Origin of the sequence: Citrobacter freundii complex sp. 2024EL-00216, assembly GCF_043945515.1 — a bacterium.
Taxonomy (GTDB): domain Bacteria; phylum Pseudomonadota; class Gammaproteobacteria; order Enterobacterales; family Enterobacteriaceae; genus Citrobacter; species Citrobacter portucalensis.
This window is the reverse complement of sequence record NZ_JBIMRA010000001.1, coordinates 191158-207790: the sequence shown is the minus strand read 5'-3', so window position 1 is coordinate 207790 and position 16633 is coordinate 191158. Positions and strand designations below refer to the sequence as shown.

14 protein-coding genes and 1 pseudogene are annotated in these 16633 nt (G+C 54.4%); 6 read left to right on the top strand and 9 right to left on the bottom strand.

Features of this window, described 5'->3' with window-relative positions:
- Positions 1-39: 39 nt before the first annotated feature.
- Positions 40-744, top strand: a complete 705-nt coding sequence (locus ACHHZ7_RS00955; protein WP_003831536.1) for a Bax inhibitor-1/YccA family protein — start codon at positions 40-42, stop codon at positions 742-744.
- 72 nt (positions 745-816) lie between these two features.
- Here ACHHZ7_RS00955 and ACHHZ7_RS00950 read toward each other — a convergent pair whose 3' ends face one another.
- The 3 genes from ACHHZ7_RS00950 to ACHHZ7_RS00940 are packed head-to-tail and all read right to left on the bottom strand — an operon-like array spanning position 817 to position 3778.
- Entirely contained in the window at positions 817-1779 is a 963-nt protein-coding gene (locus tag ACHHZ7_RS00950) for a YbhN family protein (RefSeq protein WP_060682510.1), read from the bottom strand.
- Positions 1779-3020, bottom strand: coding sequence for a cardiolipin synthase ClsB (clsB, locus tag ACHHZ7_RS00945; protein WP_032942766.1), 1242 nt, complete (start codon positions 3018-3020; stop codon positions 1779-1781). The genes ACHHZ7_RS00950 and clsB overlap by 1 nt, the downstream gene beginning before the upstream one ends.
- On the bottom strand, positions 3017-3778 hold the full coding sequence (locus ACHHZ7_RS00940) for an endonuclease/exonuclease/phosphatase family protein (protein ID WP_060682509.1): 762 nt from the start codon (positions 3776-3778) through the stop codon (positions 3017-3019). The genes clsB and ACHHZ7_RS00940 overlap by 4 nt, the downstream gene beginning before the upstream one ends.
- A 131-nt stretch (positions 3779-3909) precedes the next feature.
- Here ACHHZ7_RS00940 and ACHHZ7_RS00935 point away from each other — a divergent pair, with 131 nt between their 5' ends.
- Positions 3910-4320 carry a YbhQ family protein gene (locus ACHHZ7_RS00935; RefSeq protein WP_003831542.1) on the top strand — a complete coding sequence of 137 codons (411 nt, stop codon included), beginning with the start codon at positions 3910-3912 and terminating at the stop codon, positions 4318-4320.
- Here the strand turns inward: ACHHZ7_RS00935 and ACHHZ7_RS00930 are convergent.
- The 5 genes and pseudogenes from ACHHZ7_RS00930 to cecR all read right to left on the bottom strand — a co-directional run bounded on the left by ACHHZ7_RS00930 (position 4282) and on the right by cecR (position 10026).
- Complete coding sequence (locus ACHHZ7_RS00930) at positions 4282-5388, bottom strand: ABC transporter permease (RefSeq protein WP_008784194.1); 1107 nt, start codon at positions 5386-5388, stop codon at positions 4282-4284. The genes ACHHZ7_RS00935 and ACHHZ7_RS00930 overlap by 39 nt on opposite strands.
- Before the next feature lie 114 nt (positions 5389-5502).
- A complete protein-coding gene (locus ACHHZ7_RS00925) occupies positions 5503-6636 on the bottom strand; it encodes an ABC transporter permease (RefSeq protein ID WP_060682508.1) in 1134 nt (377 codons plus the stop codon).
- Positions 6629-8364, bottom strand: a pseudogene (locus tag ACHHZ7_RS00920) (ATP-binding cassette domain-containing protein). Before ACHHZ7_RS00920 ends, ACHHZ7_RS00925 begins: the two are co-directional and overlap by 8 nt.
- A complete protein-coding gene (gene hlyD, locus ACHHZ7_RS00915) occupies positions 8357-9352 on the bottom strand; it encodes a secretion protein HlyD (RefSeq protein ID WP_008784196.1) in 996 nt (331 codons plus the stop codon). The pseudogene ACHHZ7_RS00920 and the gene hlyD overlap by 8 nt, the downstream one beginning before the upstream one ends.
- Positions 9349-10026, bottom strand: coding sequence for a transcriptional regulator CecR (cecR, locus tag ACHHZ7_RS00910; RefSeq protein WP_003831550.1), 678 nt, complete (start codon positions 10024-10026; stop codon positions 9349-9351). Before cecR ends, hlyD begins: the two co-directional genes overlap by 4 nt.
- Positions 10027-10247: 221 nt before the next feature.
- On the opposite strand from cecR, the gene rhlE reads away from it, so the two are divergent.
- The 4 genes from rhlE to ACHHZ7_RS00890 all read left to right on the top strand — a co-directional run bounded on the left by rhlE (position 10248) and on the right by ACHHZ7_RS00890 (position 16087).
- Positions 10248-11594, top strand: coding sequence for an ATP-dependent RNA helicase RhlE (gene rhlE / locus ACHHZ7_RS00905; protein WP_060682506.1), 1347 nt, complete (start codon positions 10248-10250; stop codon positions 11592-11594).
- 96 nt (positions 11595-11690) lie between these two features.
- Positions 11691-13841: an ATP-dependent DNA helicase DinG gene (gene dinG, locus ACHHZ7_RS00900; protein ID WP_192463918.1), complete on the top strand. Its 2151-nt coding sequence runs from the start codon at positions 11691-11693 to the stop codon at positions 13839-13841.
- A 29-nt stretch (positions 13842-13870) separates the two neighbouring features.
- Positions 13871-14839 carry a DNA-binding protein YbiB gene (gene ybiB, locus ACHHZ7_RS00895; protein WP_048226020.1) on the top strand — a complete coding sequence of 323 codons (969 nt, stop codon included), beginning with the start codon at positions 13871-13873 and terminating at the stop codon, positions 14837-14839.
- 162 nt (positions 14840-15001) lie between these two features.
- Positions 15002-16087 carry a malate/lactate/ureidoglycolate dehydrogenase gene (locus tag ACHHZ7_RS00890; RefSeq protein ID WP_060682504.1) on the top strand — a complete coding sequence of 362 codons (1086 nt, stop codon included), beginning with the start codon at positions 15002-15004 and terminating at the stop codon, positions 16085-16087.
- Between the two features lie 97 nt (positions 16088-16184).
- On the opposite strand, the gene ybiJ is transcribed toward ACHHZ7_RS00890, so the two are convergent.
- Positions 16185-16445, bottom strand: a complete 261-nt coding sequence (ybiJ, locus tag ACHHZ7_RS00885; protein WP_003831561.1) for a DUF1471 family protein YbiJ — start codon at positions 16443-16445, stop codon at positions 16185-16187.
- Between the last annotated feature and the right edge of the window lie 188 nt (positions 16446-16633).

Below are 16633 nucleotides of genomic sequence, written 5' to 3'. Positions count from 1 at the left end.
TACAATTGTTGTAGGCTCATACTGATTCAGGAGATTGTCATGGACCGATTCCCACGATCCGATTCTATTGTACAGGCCCGTTCCGGCCTGCAAACGTATATGGCGCAGGTGTACGGCTGGATGACCTGCGGACTATTGCTGACGGCGTTTATCGCCTGGTATGCGGCAAATACGCCCGCGGTGATGATGTTTGTCTTCTCCAGCAAAATCACCTTCTTTGGCCTGATCATCGCTCAACTGGCGCTGGTGTTTGTTCTGTCCGGCATGGTGCAAAGGCTGAGCGCGGGTATGGCGACCACGCTGTTTATGCTCTATTCGGCATTAACCGGGTTGACGCTATCAAGCATCTTTATTGTCTATACCTACTCGTCTATCGCCAGCACCTTCGTGGTCACTGGCGGGATGTTCGGGATCATGAGTTTGTATGGCTACACCACCAAGCGCGATCTGAGCGGCTTCGGCAATATGCTGTTTATGGCGTTGATCGGTATTGTGCTGGCTTCGCTGGTTAACTTCTGGCTGAAGAGCGAAGCGCTGATGTGGGCGGTGACCTATATCGGGGTGATAGTGTTTGTCGGTCTGACCGCCTATGACACGCAGAAGCTGAAAAATATCGGTGAGCAGATCGACCTGCGAGACAGCTCCAATCTGCGTAAATACGCGATTCTTGGGGCCTTAACGCTGTATCTGGACTTCATCAACCTGTTCCTGATGCTGCTGCGTATTTTCGGCAATCGTCGTTAATTGTCTGTTGCCGAATGGTATAAAAAGTAGGCCGGATAAGGCGTTAAGCCGCATCCGGCACTATAAGCACCATCATTTCGCCATCGCCTTCTCGTTTTTTACCCGCAGCTTTTTCGCCCGACTCTCCAGCAGCAAAAAACACACCAGCGCCAGCAGTAGCGGAATAAAATAGTACAGCACGCGATACGCGAGCAGCGCGGCAATGATCGTGCCCTGAGACGTGTCCTCTCCTGCCAGCAGCGCCATAAACACCGCCTCCAGCACGCCAATTCCCGCCGGAATATGTACGATAACCCCGGCAATACTGCTTACCAGCAGCACGCCAAGCACGAAGAAATAGTTAATATTCTGACCCAGCAACAACCAGATAATCGCCCCCATAACCATCCAGTTAGTCCCGGATATCGCCATCTGCGCGAGGGCAAATTTCCAGGAGGGGAGCACCAGCTTTTGGCCCTTGATGGTGATGTGACGATGTTTAGCGAAGGTGCAAAACCACAGATAAACAACAATAATCAGCAGCAGCGCTATGCCTAAAATGCGCAATGTGCCTTCATCGATATACCAGTGAGCGGGCAGTTCGACGACGCCGAAGGTAAATATAAAACCGCCCAGCAGAATATAGCCCAGCCAGTTAGTGGTAATGCTCAGCGAAAAAATCCGCGTTATTGTGCCCCCCGGCAACCCGAGACGCGAGTAGAGCCGATATCGCATTCCAATACCGCCCACCCAGGTGCTTAACGTCAGGTTAAACGCGTAACAGATAAACGACACCAGCATGACCTGGCGTTTTGCCAGTTTGTGACCGCAGTAGTAGCGCCCGAGCAGATCATAACAACCGTAAAGTAAATAACTGACGATCACCAACCCCACGGCGCTGAGCAGGGCGATCCGGTTGTAATCGCGAATTACCGTCCACACTTCCTGCCAGTTGACTTTGCTGGCATAAACGACCAGCAACACGATCACCGCAATAAAAAATAACCATGTGAGGATCTTTTTCGCTAACCGCCAGCGTCGGTGATTTTTTGCCATCAGGTTTTCCCTCCTGCATCCTCAGTTTGTATACGGTCCTGAGTTTCCAGAGCGGGCTGCGCGGGCGGCTCTACCTCGGCCAGATGCGGGGTATGCGCCGGAAGCCAGCCGACCAGCGCCGGGAAGTGGCGTAAAAAGTGGAAGGCCAACACGCTTTTAGTCAGGTTCCACCAGGTGCGTTTTGGCAGCATGGATTCATCTACCCGCTTGCAGTCCTGCGCAATAATAGGGTTCAGGTTGTCGCGCAGGGTCTGGTTAAACGTGCGGTCATGAATAATCAGATTCGCTTCCAGATTCAGTGACAGGCTCAGCGGATCAAGATTGCTGGAGCCCACCGTCGCCCAGTGATCGTCCATCAGCGCCACTTTGCCATGCAGAGGTTTACGGCGGTATTCGTAGACATGGACACCACCTTTAACCAGATAGTTGTACAGCAGGCGGGCACCCACTTTCACAATCGGCATATCCGGTTCACCCTGCACAATGAGTTTTACCCGAACGCCGCGTCGTGCTGCTTTACGCAGGGCATGCAGCAGGCGATAACCGGGAAAGAAATAGGCATTGGCAATGATCACTTCCCGTCGGGCCTGGGTCAGCATTTTAAGATAATGGCGTTCAATATCATCGCGATGCTCTTCGTTATCGCGCCAGACAAACAGCGCCTGCGCTTCGCCGGGGCGATGATTGTCGATTGCCCGGTGATGACGTCGCCACCAGCGTCGTACGGCGCTTTGCCCGGGCAGGTTTTCCAGTACAAAGTTCAGAATGTCAGCAACGACTGGACCTTCAACGCGCACGGCGTAATCCTGCTTGGCCTCCGGACCGTAATCCGACATATGTTCAGCGGAGTAATTGATGCCGCCGACAAAGGCAACACGGTCATCAATGACCACTATTTTTCGATGCATACGGCGAAAGAGATTGGTGCGCATTCCAAAAAGACGCGGACGCGGATCGTAGTAGCGGAAAACAACACCGGCTACGGTCAGCTCTTCAACAAAACTGTCGCTCAGATCCGGCGAGCCGTAGCCATCCAGCAGCACCTCTGCTTTGATTCCTCGTCGGGCGGCTTCGAGCAACGCGGCATGCAGCTGTTTTCCTACCGCATCTTCAAACCAGATAAAAGTCTCAAGGATAATTTTTTGCTGTGCCTGCTCAATGGCGTCAAAGACGGCGGGATAGAATTGATCGCCGTTTTCCAGCAGTTGAATTTGATTGCCTTCACGCCAGCCATATTTCATAAATGAATCTCCGCACTCAGGGGGGCATGATCGGACAAATGTCGCCAGTGACGCAGCGCAAGCGTCGTTGGGGTACTGGCATTCGCGTTTTTCACATAGATCCTGTCCAGGCGCAGCAGGGGAAACTGCACCGGAAACGTTCGCGCCGGGCGACCGTGGGCGCGGGTAAAAATCTCGTCAAGGCCAGCTTTGGCTTTCAACGGGCGATTGGCCGTTTGCCGCCAGTCGTTAAAATCTCCAGCAATCACCACGGGCTCCGCGTTGGGCAGGGCGTTAACCCAGTCTGCCAGCATCGAGAGCTGGGCCTGGCGGTGAGCTTCACGTAGGCCGAGATGCACACACATCACATGAATGGGGTGGGAGAGCATTGGCGGTACAATGCGGCAGTAAAGGACTCCGCGCTTTTCACTCGCGCCGACTGACACATCACGATTTTCATAATGCTCAATGGGATACCGCGACAGCACCGCATTACCGTGATGTCCCTGCGGGTATACGGCGTTACGCCCGTAGGCGAAGTCGCTCCACATCGTGTCCGCCAGAAATTCGTAGTGGCTGGTATCCGGCCAGTTCTCAATGTGCAGCGAATGCGCTTCGTGCGCTCCCATGACTTCCTGCAGACACACAATGTCTGCGCCGACAGTTCTGACGGCTTCCCGTAGCTCAGGCAAAATAAAACGCCGGTTGAAGGCGGTAAACCCTTTGTGAGTATTAATGGTGAGCACATTGAATGAAAATTGAACTCTCGATCCGCTCATGGACCTCCCGTTGGCGTCACTTCCTAAATAAAATAGTGTAGTCGTCGTCACAAAAAGATGCGGTGTTACGGAATTTTCCGTAAAGTCCGGTACTCTTAACAATTAGTCGAAAATCCTTCAGGAGAATAGCCATGAGGTGGCAACAACGTGTTCGTGTCGCAACGGGTCTAAGTTGCTGGCAGATAGTGTTGCATTTACTGGTAGTGGCGTTGCTGGTAATGGGCTGGATGAGCGGCAGACTGGTGCATGTCGGCCTGGGATTGTGCGTCGTGTACGGCGTTACCGTTTTATTGATGCTTGCATTGCAACGTCACCACGAACAGCGCTGGCGCGACGTGGCTGATGTGCTGGAAGAGTTGACCACGACGTGGTATTTCGGTGCCGCCATGATCGTACTGTGGCTGCTGTCACGCGTGCTGCAAAACAACGTATTGCTGGCACTGGCGGGGCTGGTCATCCTTGCCGGACCCGCCGTGGTCTCGCTGCTGGCGAAAGACAAAAAGCTACATCACCTTGCGTCTAAACATCGCATACGCCGCTGATCCGGTCGTGGCCGCTATCACTAATAGCGGCCACAAGCTTCCCCAGACAATCTGCAGACTCGCATCTTTCAGGTAAATCTGTTTCGTGATGTCCGTAAAATGGCGGATCGGGTTTATCCACGTCAGATTCTGCAACCAGACCGGCATGTTTTCTACCGGTGAGACATAGCCCGAGAGTAAAATCGCCGGCATCATAAACACAAACACCCCGATAAACGCCTGCTGCTGGGTGGCGCACAGTGACGAAATCAGCAGACCAAAGCCGACCAGCGACAGCCCGTAAATTACCATCGTGAAATAAAACAGCCCCAATGAACCGGCAAACGGAATGTGATAAGCCCAGATACCAATCGCCAGCACAATGGTGGCCTGAAAAGTTGCCACAATTAACGCAGGCACCGCTTTGCCGATGAAAATCTGCCAGGTGGTAAGCGGGGAAACCAGCAGTTGATCCAGTGTGCCTTGCTCGCGCTCGCGGGCAACCGAGAGCGAGGTGACGATCATTACGCCGATGGTGGTGATCATGGCGATCAGCGACGGAACCACAAACCATTTGTAATCCAGATTCGGGTTATACCAGTTACGCACTACCAGCTCGCTGTTGTTCGGTTTCGGCTTGCCGTCCATCAGCTCCTGCTGATACTCCTTAACGATTTGCTGCAGGTAATTCGCGGCAATTTGTGCGCTGTTGGAGTTACGTCCGTCGAGGATAATCTGCATGGGAGCCTGCTGGAAGGTATCCAGATTACGCGAAAAATTGGCTGGGAAACGCACCAACAGCAGGGCTTTTTGCGTGTCGATGGTGGGCTGGATCTCCTGCGGACTTTTCAACAGAAGAACATGCGTAAAGGCGCTGGCGCGGGCGAAGCGCTGGGTAAGCTCAACCGAATGTTTACCGTTGTCTTCGTTATAGATAGCGATAGTGGCGTTGGTCACTTCCAGCGTTGCCGCGAACGGGAACAGGATAACCTGAATCAGCACCGGTAAAATCAGAATGGCTCGCGTCTGCGGTTCGCGTAATAGCGATTGCAGCTCTTTGCGAATTAATGTCCATAAGCGATGAAACATGCCTGTCCTCTCAGTCCAGTTTGTAGGCCTGATAAGCTAAGCGCATCAGGCATAATGCCGTATGGCGACGTGAACGCCTTATCCGGCCTACGGCTACAATTTCCATACACGAATTTAATCCAGCCGACGTTTGGTTTTAAGCCACGTCAGGCCGATAAACATCACCGCCGAAGCGATTAAAAACAGCACGTTGATAATCAGCACCACCGGAATATTGCCCGCCAGGAACAGGCTTTGCAGGGTGCTGACGAAATAACGCGCCGGAATAATGTAGGTTACCGCCCGGATAATCGCGGGCATGCTGTCTATCTGGAAGATAAAACCCGACAGCATAATCGAGGGCAGAAAGGCGGCGTTCAGCGCAACCTGCGCGGCGTTAAACTGGTTGCGGGTGATGGTGGAAATAAGCAACCCCATACCGAGTGTACTGAGCAGAAACAGGCTGGTAATGAAAAACAGGATCAGCAACGAGCCGCGGTAGGGCACGCCAAGAATAAACACCGACACCAGCATACACAGCAGCATCGCCAGCATGCCCAGAAAGTAATACGGGATCAGTTTGCACAGTAGGAGTTCGGCGCGGGTGACTTCTGTCGACAGCAGCGCTTCCATGGTGCCGCGCTCCCATTCGCGCGCCACCACTAATGAGGTGAGGATGGCGCCAATGACCGTCATGATGATGGTGACCGCTCCGGGAATAATAAAGTGCTGGCTGATGGCCGCCGGGTTAAACCAGTAGCGGGTTTGCACGTCGATCAAAGGTTTGAACGATTCCCCGCGATCTTCTGCCCGCTGTTGCTGCCAGATTTGCCAGATGCCTTCGACATAACCCTGCACAAAGTTGGCGGTATTCGGTTCGCTGCCGTCGGTGATCACCTGGATCGGGGCGACATCGTTAGGTCGCGCCATTTGCTGGGCAAAATCCACTGGGATCACCACCAGACCGCGAATGCGCCCGGCCTGCATTTTCTCAATCAGTTCCTGACGATTATCGCTGATAGTGGCGTCAATATACGGCGAACCGGTCATGGTATGGGTAAAATCCAGCGCCTCTTCACTCTGTTGTTCGAGCAAAATCCCTACCCGCAGCTTGCTGGAGTCGAGGTTGATCCCGTAGCCGAAGATAAACAGCAGCAGCAGCGGGATCACCACCGCAATCAGCCAACTGCTGGGATCGCGGACGATCTGGCGCGTCTCTTTCACGCACAGCGCGCGGACGCGACGCCAGGAGAGAGCGGAGTTACTCATGCGTATGCTCCTTATCCCAGTCATTGATTAGCGTGATGAACGCCTGTTCCATGGTCGGGTCCGGCGTGTCGCTGTCGGCAGCCTGAGCCTTCAGGTCGTCTGGCGTACCGCTGGCTATCAGTTTGCCGCGATACACCAGCCCGATGCGATCGCAGTATTCTGCCTCATCCATAAAGTGGGTGGTCACCATCACCGTGACGCCTTTTTCCACCATACTGTTGATATGCAACCAGAACTCACGCCGGGTGAGGGGATCGACCCCGGAAGTGGGTTCATCAAGGAACAGAATGTCGGGTTCATGCATCAGCGAGCAGGCCAGCGCCAGACGCTGCTTAAATCCCAGCGGCAGTTCATCGGTGGCATGGGAAGCGATACTCTTCAGGCCAAATGCTTCGCTCATACGATCGATTTTCTCTTTCTGCGCCCGACCGCGCAGGCCGTAGACGCCGGAGAAAAAGCGCAGATTCTGTTCAACCGTCAGGTTACCGTACAGGGAGAATTTCTGCGCCATATAGCCCAGATGCTGACGCGCTTTACCGGAGCTAACTTTCAGGTCCATATCCAGCACCAGCGCTTTGCCGGAAGTGGGGACCAGCAGGCCGCACATCATTTTAAAGGTGGTGGATTTGCCAGCGCCGTTGGGTCCTAACAGACCAAAAATCTCGCCGCGCTGCACGGCAAAGTCTACGTGGTCGGTAGCGGCAAAATCGCCAAATTTCTTGGTCAGCGCTTTGGCTTCGATCACCGTTTCGCCAGGCGTGCCTTCCACGGTATGCAGGATAGCGCCCAGTGGGGACTCCGATGTTCCGGCTCCGCCGAGTAAATCGATAAAGGCATCTTCGAAGCGGGGGGCTGTTTCGTTGATGGTTATCTCCGGCATGCCGTCAGCGTTTTGGATCTGCTGAGCAGTAGCCTCTTTTTTCAGGATTAAACGGACGGATTTGCCCTGAATCATTCCGTCGCTGACCAGCGGCAGTTTTAACGCGCGTTGCAGCAGTCGGCGGTTGTTTTCCTGTGGACTGCTCATCAGGAAGCTGCGACCTGCCATGGTTTGCGTAAGCTGGGTGGGATCGCCCTGGTATAACAGTTCACCTTCGTTCATCAGCAGCACATCACGGCATTGCTCTGCTTCATCCAGATACGACGTACTCCAGAGGATCAGCATGCCGTCCCCGGCCAGCTCGTGGACCATTTGCCACAGTTCGCGACGGGAAATAGGATCGACACCTACGCCTGGCTCATCCAGCAGCAACACTTTGGGTTCGCCAACCAGCGTACAGGCAAGCCCGAGCTTCTGCTTCATGCCGCCAGAAAGCTTGCCAGCCAGTCGTCCGGTAATGGTCCCAGCGAGGTGAATTCCAGGAGTCGGGCAAAGGTTTTTTCTCGCGCTTCACCGGTGACGCTGCGTAAGTCGGCATAGAGATTGAGGTTCTCCATGACGGTTAAATCTTCGTACAGACCAAATTTCTGCGGCATATAGCCCAGCACCGCATGTAGTGCGCTGTCGTCTTTGATGGGGTCAAAACCAATCACTTCAGCACTTCCGGCATCAGGTTTTAATAATCCCGCCAGCATTCGCATCAACGTAGTTTTGCCCGCGCCGTCCGGCCCGACAAGCCCGGTCACGTAGCCTGCATGAACGGTACAGTCGAGCGGGGCGACGGCCGGTTTTTCCATTCCGGCAAAGTTTTTCGTCAGCCCTTTAAGCGTAATGACGGCGTCATTCATGCCGTGCCTCATCGCCAAACTTTATCGTTACCGGCATTCCCTGGCGCAGCGCATCGTCCGCGTCGGTCACCACAATTCGCAGGCGATAAACCAGGTCGGTACGCAGGTCAGGAGTCTCGACCGTTTTCGGGGTAAATTCGGCGGTAGGAGAAACGAAGCCGATTTTGCCGTGATACGGTTTGTCCGGGCGGCCATCGGTATAGAGCAGGATCTCACGTCCTGGCTGCGCCTGGCTCAGATTTCGTTCGTCAACGTAAGCACGAACCCAAACCGGACGCGTGAGCGACAGCGTCAGTACCGTGCCCCCTTCGTTCAGCATGCTACCGGGTTCAACTGCACGGGTGAGAAGCGTGCCGTCAGACGGCGAGGTCAGCGTGGTGTCATGCAAATTCAGCTCTGCCTGTGCCAGCTCGGCCTGAGCTTGTTCGAGCGTGGCTTTTGCCTGCTCGATGTCCTGCACACGATTACCGCTGCGATACTGCGTGAGTTTATCCTGTGCGGATTTCAGCGAAGCTAACGCCTGATCGCGAGATGAACGGGCGTTTTCCAGATCGTTGGCTGAAATGGTGCGGCTTTTCCACAATCCGACCTGCCGATTGTAAAAGTTCTGTGCGTAATCATAGGCGGCCTGTGCCTGTTTGACTGCCGCCGCGGTTTGCGCGATCTCTTCTTCGCGATACCCTGCCAGCATCAGATCGTATTGTGCCTGTGCGGCGGCAACGTTGGCTTTTGCCTGCATCAATGCGTTTTCATACGGTGCGCGGTCCAGTTCACCCAGCACCTGACCGGCGGTAATCGCATCGCCTTCGTCAACCGCCAGCGAGGCCAGCCTGCCGCCGACACGAAAACTCAGGTTGACGCTACGGATATCGACATTGCCGTATAGCGTCAGGCCGTTATCTTGCCGACTCTGATACCACCACGTTCCACCGGCAATCACGGCAACGAGGGCCGCGATAACCAGCCCGAGAACGACAGGTTTTTTCATGACTCCAGACTCCTTTGCGTTAAACCTTGCAGAATAAGATCGATGTGACAGGTGATCGTTTGGTCAATCAGCGCGGTTTTATCCTCATCAAATTGTGACCAGCCTGTACGCAACAGAATGGTTTCTTTCCCCAGACGAAAAGCCAGCACCTCGCCGAGTATGGCGTGGGTGTGCAGAATCATTTGGGTATCATTGGCATCGCCGCCCGTATAGGCGGCAATCAGGCGCGTCAGATGTGTATGTAGCGGATTGATAACCTGGTCGTGCACCAGTTGATAAGCCGCGGTGGGGGAAAGCTGTTCGCGCGAGATAAATTTGCTCAGGTTAACGGTGTCGTCCTGAGTTAACAGCATGATCATATTTTTGCAGGCGCGCAGGATCAGTTCGCGCATCGCGCCACGGTCCGGCTCAGGCTGGGCGAATAAACGCTCGGCCTCTTCAGCGTGCGGGCGAAACTGTGCACCGATAAAATCCGCAATCCACTGGGCGCAGGCGAGATATAAATCCTCTTTTGAGCCAAAATAGTAGGTGATAGCCGCAATGTTTTGCCCGGCCTGTGCAGCGATATCGCGCGTCGTGGCGTGCAGACCATACTCACCGAATTGCGCCAATGCGGCGGCAATGAGCTGGTTCTTCGCCTGTTCACCTTTGGTTGTCATGGTGGGTGTATTCATGGCACGACTCTGATCTTAATCAATCGATTGATTAAGATTATGACTGATGTGCAGCCTTGTCCAGTCCGGAGCGTTATTTTCCAGTGAAGGGATAATTTATGCGGCACATCACAAAAACTGCTACACTCCGCCCCTTCATGACATTGTGGTTTTTGTCATCTCTATTGTATGTATCTCCCTGAAAACGACACCGGTAACGGTCAGGGCGGTTCGGAGTTGTTATGTCTTTTGATTCCCTTGGTTTAAACCCTGAAATTTTACGTGCCGTTGCCGAGCAGGGTTACCGTGAACCTACCCCTATTCAGCAGCAGGCTATTCCTGCCGTGCTGGAAGGCCGCGATCTGATGGCCAGCGCCCAGACCGGTACGGGGAAAACGGCAGGTTTTACCCTGCCGCTGTTGCAGCACCTGATCACCAATCAGCCGCATGGTAAAAGCCGTCGTCCGGTTCGTGCGCTGATCCTCACGCCAACCCGCGAACTGGCGGCCCAGATTGGCGAAAACGTCCGTGATTACAGTAAGTATCTGAATATTCGCTCGCTGGTGGTCTTCGGCGGCGTCAGCATTAACCCGCAGATGATGAAGCTGCGTGGCGGCGTAGATGTGCTGATCGCCACTCCGGGTCGTTTGCTCGATCTGGAACACCAGAATGCGGTGAAACTGGATCAGGTTGAGATCCTGGTACTGGATGAAGCTGACCGCATGCTGGATATGGGCTTTATTCACGATATTCGTCGCGTTCTGGCAAAACTGCCGGCAAAACGTCAGAACCTGTTGTTCTCGGCAACGTTCTCTGATGACATTAAATCGCTGGCCGAAAAACTGTTGCACAACCCGCTGGAAATCGAAGTGGCGCGTCGTAATACCGCGTCAGAGCAGGTTACTCAGCACGTTCATTTCGTTGATAAAAAACGTAAACGCGAACTACTGTCGCAGATGATTGGTCAGGGCAACTGGCAGCAGGTGCTGGTGTTTACCCGTACCAAACATGGCGCGAACCATCTGGCAGAGCAGCTGAATAAAGACGGCATCCGCAGTGCGGCTATCCACGGTAATAAATCTCAGGGTGCGCGTACGCGTGCGCTGGCTGATTTTAAATCCGGTGATATTCGCGTGCTGGTAGCGACCGATATTGCCGCGCGAGGTCTGGACATTGAAGAGTTACCGCACGTGGTGAACTACGAGCTGCCAAACGTCCCGGAAGACTACGTGCACCGCATTGGTCGTACCGGTCGTGCGGCCGCTACCGGCGAAGCGTTGTCTCTGGTGTGCGTCGATGAACACAAGCTGTTGCGTGACATCGAGAAGTTGCTGAAAAAAGAGATCCCGCGTATTGCAACGCCAGGCTATGAGCCAGACCCGTCCATTAAAGCTGAGCCGATCCAGAACGGTCGTCAGCAGCGTGGCGGCGGCGGTGGTCGTGGGCAGGGCGGAGCAGGGCGCGGACAGCAGCCGCGTCGTCAGGATGGCGGTGCGCCAAAAGCGAAGCCGCGTAATGGCGAAGGCAAACCGGCAGGTGATAAACCTCGTCCACCGCGCCGTCCGCGCAAACCGTCTGCAGCGCAGTAATTGCGAGCCCGGCCGAAAGGTCGGGCTTTTCTTTTTGCGACACGGGATAGAAAGTGCCACAATAGTGGCTGTTTATACAGTATTTCAGGTTTTCTCATGGCACTTACCGCCGCGCTAAAAGCGCAAATCGCCGCCTGGTACAAGGCGCTTCAGGAACAGATCCCCGACTTTATCCCCCGTGCGCCGCAGCGGCAGATGATTGCTGACGTCGCGAAAACGCTCTCCGGGGAAGAAGGGCGGCATCTGGCGATTGAAGCACCGACCGGAGTGGGGAAAACCCTGTCGTATCTGATTCCCGGTATTGCCATCGCGCGTGAAGAACAAAAAACGCTGGTGGTCAGTACCGCCAACGTCGCTTTGCAGGACCAGATCTACAGCAAAGATTTACCGCTGCTGCGCAAAATTATCCCCGACCTGCGTTTTACCGCTGCGTTTGGTCGCGGACGCTATGTCTGCCCGCGTAACTTAGCGGCGCTGGCCAGCACTGAACCCAATCAGCAGGATCTGCTGGCTTTTCTCGACGATGACCTGACGCCCAACAACCAGGAAGAACAAAAGTGCTGCGCCAGGCTAAAAGGCGATCTCGACAGCTACAAGTGGGACGGGCTGCGCGACCACACCGATATCGCTATCGACGACGGACTCTGGCAGCGTCTGAGCACCGATAAAGCCAGCTGTCTGAATCGCAACTGTCACTACTATCGTGAATGCCCTTTTTTTGTCGCCCGCCGGGAGATTCAGGAAGCTGAAGTGGTAGTGGCTAATCATGCGCTGGTAATGGCGGCCATGGAAAGCGAAGCCGTTTTGCCGGAGCCGAAAAACCTACTGCTGGTACTTGATGAAGGCCACCATTTGCCGGATGTCGCGCGCGATGCGCTGGAGATGAGCGCAGAAATCAGCGCCCCCTGGTATCGACTTCAGTTGGATCTATTTTGCAAATTAGTGGCTACCTGCCTGGAGCAGTTTCGCCCGAAGACCACGCCGCCACTGGCAAATGCCGAGCGTCTGAACGGTCACTGTGAGGAACTGTATGAGCTGATTTCATCGCTCAATAACATTCTTAATCTGTATATGCCCGCTACCCAGGAGGCAGAACACCGCTTCGCGATGGGCGAATTGCCTACGGAAGTGATGGAGATTTGTCAGCGTCTGGCAAAGCTAACAGAAATGCTGCGCGGTCTGGCGGAACTGTTCCTCAACGATCTCAGCGAAAAAACCGGCACTCACGATATCGTGCGTCTGCATCGGGTTATTTTGCAGATGAATCGGGCGCTGGGCATGTTTGAGGCGCAAAGCAAACTGTGGCGGCTGGCATCGCTCGCGCAATCGTCAGGCGCGCCGGTGAGTAAATGGGCGACGCGCGAGGTGCGTGACGGGCAGATCCACGTCTGGTTCCACTGCGTGGGGATCCGTGTGAGCGATCAGCTCGAACGACTGCTGTGGCGTAGCGTCCCGCATATTATTGTCACTTCCGCAACGCTGCGCTCGCTCAACAGCTTCTCGCGTTTGCAGGAGATGAGCGGTCTGAAAGAAAAAGCAGGGGACCGGTTTGTCGCGCTGGATTCACCGTTTAATCACGTTGAACAGGGCAAAATCGTCATTCCGCAAATGCGCTACGAACCGTTAATTGATAACGAAGAGCAGCATATCGCGGAAATGGCCGCCTATTTTCGTGAACAGCTGGAGAGTAAAAAGCATCAGGGCATGCTGGTACTTTTTGCCAGCGGTCGGGCGATGCAGCGTTTTCTTGAGCACGTTACCGATCTGCGCCTGCTGTTGTTGGTGCAGGGCGATCAGCCGCGCTACCGTCTGGTGGAGTTGCACCGCAAACGGGTGACCAACGGCGAGCGCAGTGTGCTGGTTGGGCTGCAATCTTTTGCTGAAGGTCTGGACTTGAAAGGCGACCTGCTGACTCAGGTGCATATTCACAAAATTGCTTTTCCGCCTATCGACAGCCCGGTGGTGATCACTGAGGGCGAGTGGTTGAAAAGTCTGAACCGCTACCCCTTCGAGGTGCAGAGCCTGCCTGCGGCGTCGTTCAATTTGATCCAGCAGGTTGGGCGACTCATCCGTAGCCATGGCTGCTGGGGAGAAGTGGTTATTTATGACAAGCGTTTATTGACCAAAAGCTATGGCAAGCGTTTACTAAACGCGTTACCCATATTTCCGATAGAGCAACCTGCTGTGCCAGACGTTATAGTAAAACCAAAAGAAAAAGCGAAACCCACGCGCCGCCGTCGGCGTTAACGATGCGAGCAACAGGCAAGGAGTTATCGATGGATTACCGCAAAATCATTAAAGAGATTGGGCGAGGAAAAAATCACGCGCGTGACCTGGACAAGGATACTGCTCGCGGACTGTATACCCATATGATGAATGGCGACGTACCTGACCTTGAGATGGGCGGGGTACTGATTGCGCTACGTATCAAGGGCGAAGGTGAAGCGGAGATGCTGGGTTTTTACGAAGCGATGCAAAACCACACCATTCGCCTGACTCCGCCGGTAGCCAAACCCATGCCGATTGTCATTCCCAGCTACAATGGTGCGCGCAAGCAGGCGAATTTGACTCCGCTGCTGGCGATTTTACTGCATAAACTCGGTTTTCCGGTGGTGGTGCACGGCGTCAGCGAGGATCCAACCCGCGTACTGACTGAAACCATTTTCGAACTGATGGGGATTACGCCAACGCTGCATGCCGGGCAGGCGCAGGCAAAGCTGGATGGTCATGAGCCGGTGTTCATCCCGGTGAGCGCGCTGTGCCCTCCGCTGGAGAAACAGCTGGCGATGCGCTGGCGCATGGGGGTGCGTAACAGTGCGCACACGCTGGCTAAATTAGCCACGCCGTTTGCTGAAGATGCCGCGCTGCGTCTTTCCAGCGTGTCCCACCCGGAATATGTTTCGCGCGTGGCGAAGTTCTTCGGCGATATCGGTGGGCGCGGCCTGTTGATGCATGGTACCGAGGGCGAAGTGTATGCCAACCCGCAGCGCTGCCCGCAGATAAGCCTGATAGATTCATCCGGTGTGCGAGTGCTACAAGACCGACAGAGCGAGATGCCTGACGAGCCGGTACCCCTACCGGTAGCAAAAGACCCGGAAACCACCGCGCGCTGGATTGAGCGTTGTCTGGCTGGCAGTGAGCCTGTTCCGGCATCGTTGAAAATCCAGATGGCCTGCTGCCTGGTGGCAACCGGTGAGTCCGCCTCACTGGCTGAAGGACTTGCCCGCGTCGAGCAAAGTTTCTAAACCATTTGTTATCCCGACGGGCCTGTTGCCTGGCCTGTCGGCTCTCTCTGTTCGGCAATGTGAAATTTCTGCACGTTTATTGACCTCCAGCGCACCGTGGCGCAGCATAGTTTGTTGAAAAATAAGAAACACAACAAACACGCGACACAACAGGAGATAACAATGAACAGTGGACATCGCTTCCATGTGCCAACGCTGCACGCCTTTATCCAGGCCGTTTTTCATCAGATGGGAAGCAATGATCGGGAGGCGCGGCTGGTGGCCGACCATCTGATAGCCTCTAACCTCGCCGGTCACGACTCCCATGGCATCGGTATGATCCCAAGCTATATTCGTTCATTCTCGCAGGGGCATCTGCAGATCAACCGTCATGCCAAAGTGGTAAAAGATGCGGGGGCGGTGATTACGCTTGACGGCGACTGTGCGTTTGGTCAGGTGGCAGCGCACGAGGCAATCACGCTTGGAATCGAAAAAGCGCGTCAGTACGGAATCGCTGCCGTGGCATTACATAATTCGCACCATATCGGCCGTATTGGCTACTGGGCGGAGCAATGTGCGGCGGCAGGTTTTGTCTCGGTACACTTTGTGAATGTGGTGGGGATCCCGATGGTCGCACCGTTTCATGGGCGCGATAGCCGTTTTGGCACCAATCCTTTCTGCGTCGTGTTTCCACGTAAAAATACCTTCCCACTGTTGCTGGACTATGCAACCAGCGCCATCGCGTTTGGCAAAACACGTGTGGCATGGCATAAGGGCGAGCCGGTGGCTCCAGGATGCCTGATTGATGTGGCGGGTGTTCCCACTACCGATCCTGCGGTAATGCAGGTTTCTCCGCTGGGGTCGTTGCTGACCTTTGCCGAGCACAAGGGGTATGCGCTGGCGGCGATGTGCGAAATTATGGGCGGTGCGCTTTCTGGTGGTAAAACCACACATGAAGAGAGCCTGCAGACCAGCGCGGACGCCATCATTAACTGTATGACCACCATCATTATGAATCCACAACTGTTCGGCGCGCCGGACTGCGACAACCAGGTCGCGGCATTTGCTGAGTGGGTGAAAGCGTCCCCGCATGCTGAAGATGCCCCGATCCTGTTGCCTGGGGAGTGGGAGGTGAACACTCGCGAGGAACGGCTGGAACACGGTATTCCGCTGGATGCCGGAAGTTGGCAAGCGATTTGTGAGGCGGCACTGCAAATTGGGATGCCAGACTCCGTGTTGCAGGAATTCTGTCAACGGCTGAAACAATAGGCAAAAAAAAGCCCGTCCAGTGGCGGACGGGCAAACAAAGGGTAACAAACAGGGTCAATGAGGGTTGGAGCATTGGGTCGTACAGGTAATCTTTCGGTTATTTATAGATAACCGCGGTGCCGCTCATTTTGTCTTTGCCGATAGCGGAAGTGATGCTGTACCCAGTTGCACCAGCAGCATTCGCTTTCTCAGCCAGTTTGGCTTCCAGGCCGTCCAGCGTAGTGGCGCCGTCAGCAGATACCACACCAATTTTGTTCATGTTTTGCGCCTGAGTAGAGGAAACCGGCTCGGCAGCGAAAACGCCAAATGACAGGGTGGACAGGGCGATGGCAGCAACAGCAAATTTGATATTTTTCATGATTAATCTCTCGCAGGGTTGTTCTGTTAGTCAGTGTTCTTTAAGAAGACGTTGTTCCGTCGATGTGATAAGTATCACGTTTTTTTTGGTGAGAGAAAATCGAATAGAATTGACGACATCAATCAAAAAAATTGAATGACAAATAACTTATTGAATATTAATAAATTCGAGTAAGGGATTTACAGTTC

What these genes read in the sequence shown, in the direction of transcription:
- ACHHZ7_RS00955 (WP_003831536.1), top strand. Translation starts at nt 40, where the DNA reads ATGGACCGATTCCCACGATCCGATTCTATTGTACAGGCCCGTTCCGGC.
- ACHHZ7_RS00950 (WP_060682510.1), bottom strand. Translation starts at nt 1,779, where the DNA reads ATGGCAAAAAATCACCGACGCTGGCGGTTAGCGAAAAAGATCCTCACA.
- clsB (WP_032942766.1), bottom strand. Translation starts at nt 3,020, where the DNA reads ATGAAATATGGCTGGCGTGAAGGCAATCAAATTCAACTGCTGGAAAAC.
- ACHHZ7_RS00940 (WP_060682509.1), bottom strand. Translation starts at nt 3,778, where the DNA reads ATGAGCGGATCGAGAGTTCAATTTTCATTCAATGTGCTCACCATTAAT.
- ACHHZ7_RS00935 (WP_003831542.1), top strand. Translation starts at nt 3,910, where the DNA reads ATGAGGTGGCAACAACGTGTTCGTGTCGCAACGGGTCTAAGTTGCTGG.
- ACHHZ7_RS00930 (WP_008784194.1), bottom strand. Translation starts at nt 5,388, where the DNA reads ATGTTTCATCGCTTATGGACATTAATTCGCAAAGAGCTGCAATCGCTA.
- ACHHZ7_RS00925 (WP_060682508.1), bottom strand. Translation starts at nt 6,636, where the DNA reads ATGAGTAACTCCGCTCTCTCCTGGCGTCGCGTCCGCGCGCTGTGCGTG.
- hlyD (WP_008784196.1), bottom strand. Translation starts at nt 9,352, where the DNA reads ATGAAAAAACCTGTCGTTCTCGGGCTGGTTATCGCGGCCCTCGTTGCC.
- cecR (WP_003831550.1), bottom strand. Translation starts at nt 10,026, where the DNA reads ATGAATACACCCACCATGACAACCAAAGGTGAACAGGCGAAGAACCAG.
- rhlE (WP_060682506.1), top strand. Translation starts at nt 10,248, where the DNA reads ATGTCTTTTGATTCCCTTGGTTTAAACCCTGAAATTTTACGTGCCGTT.
- dinG (WP_192463918.1), top strand. Translation starts at nt 11,691, where the DNA reads ATGGCACTTACCGCCGCGCTAAAAGCGCAAATCGCCGCCTGGTACAAG.
- ybiB (WP_048226020.1), top strand. Translation starts at nt 13,871, where the DNA reads ATGGATTACCGCAAAATCATTAAAGAGATTGGGCGAGGAAAAAATCAC.
- ACHHZ7_RS00890 (WP_060682504.1), top strand. Translation starts at nt 15,002, where the DNA reads ATGAACAGTGGACATCGCTTCCATGTGCCAACGCTGCACGCCTTTATC.
- ybiJ (WP_003831561.1), bottom strand. Translation starts at nt 16,445, where the DNA reads ATGAAAAATATCAAATTTGCTGTTGCTGCCATCGCCCTGTCCACCCTG.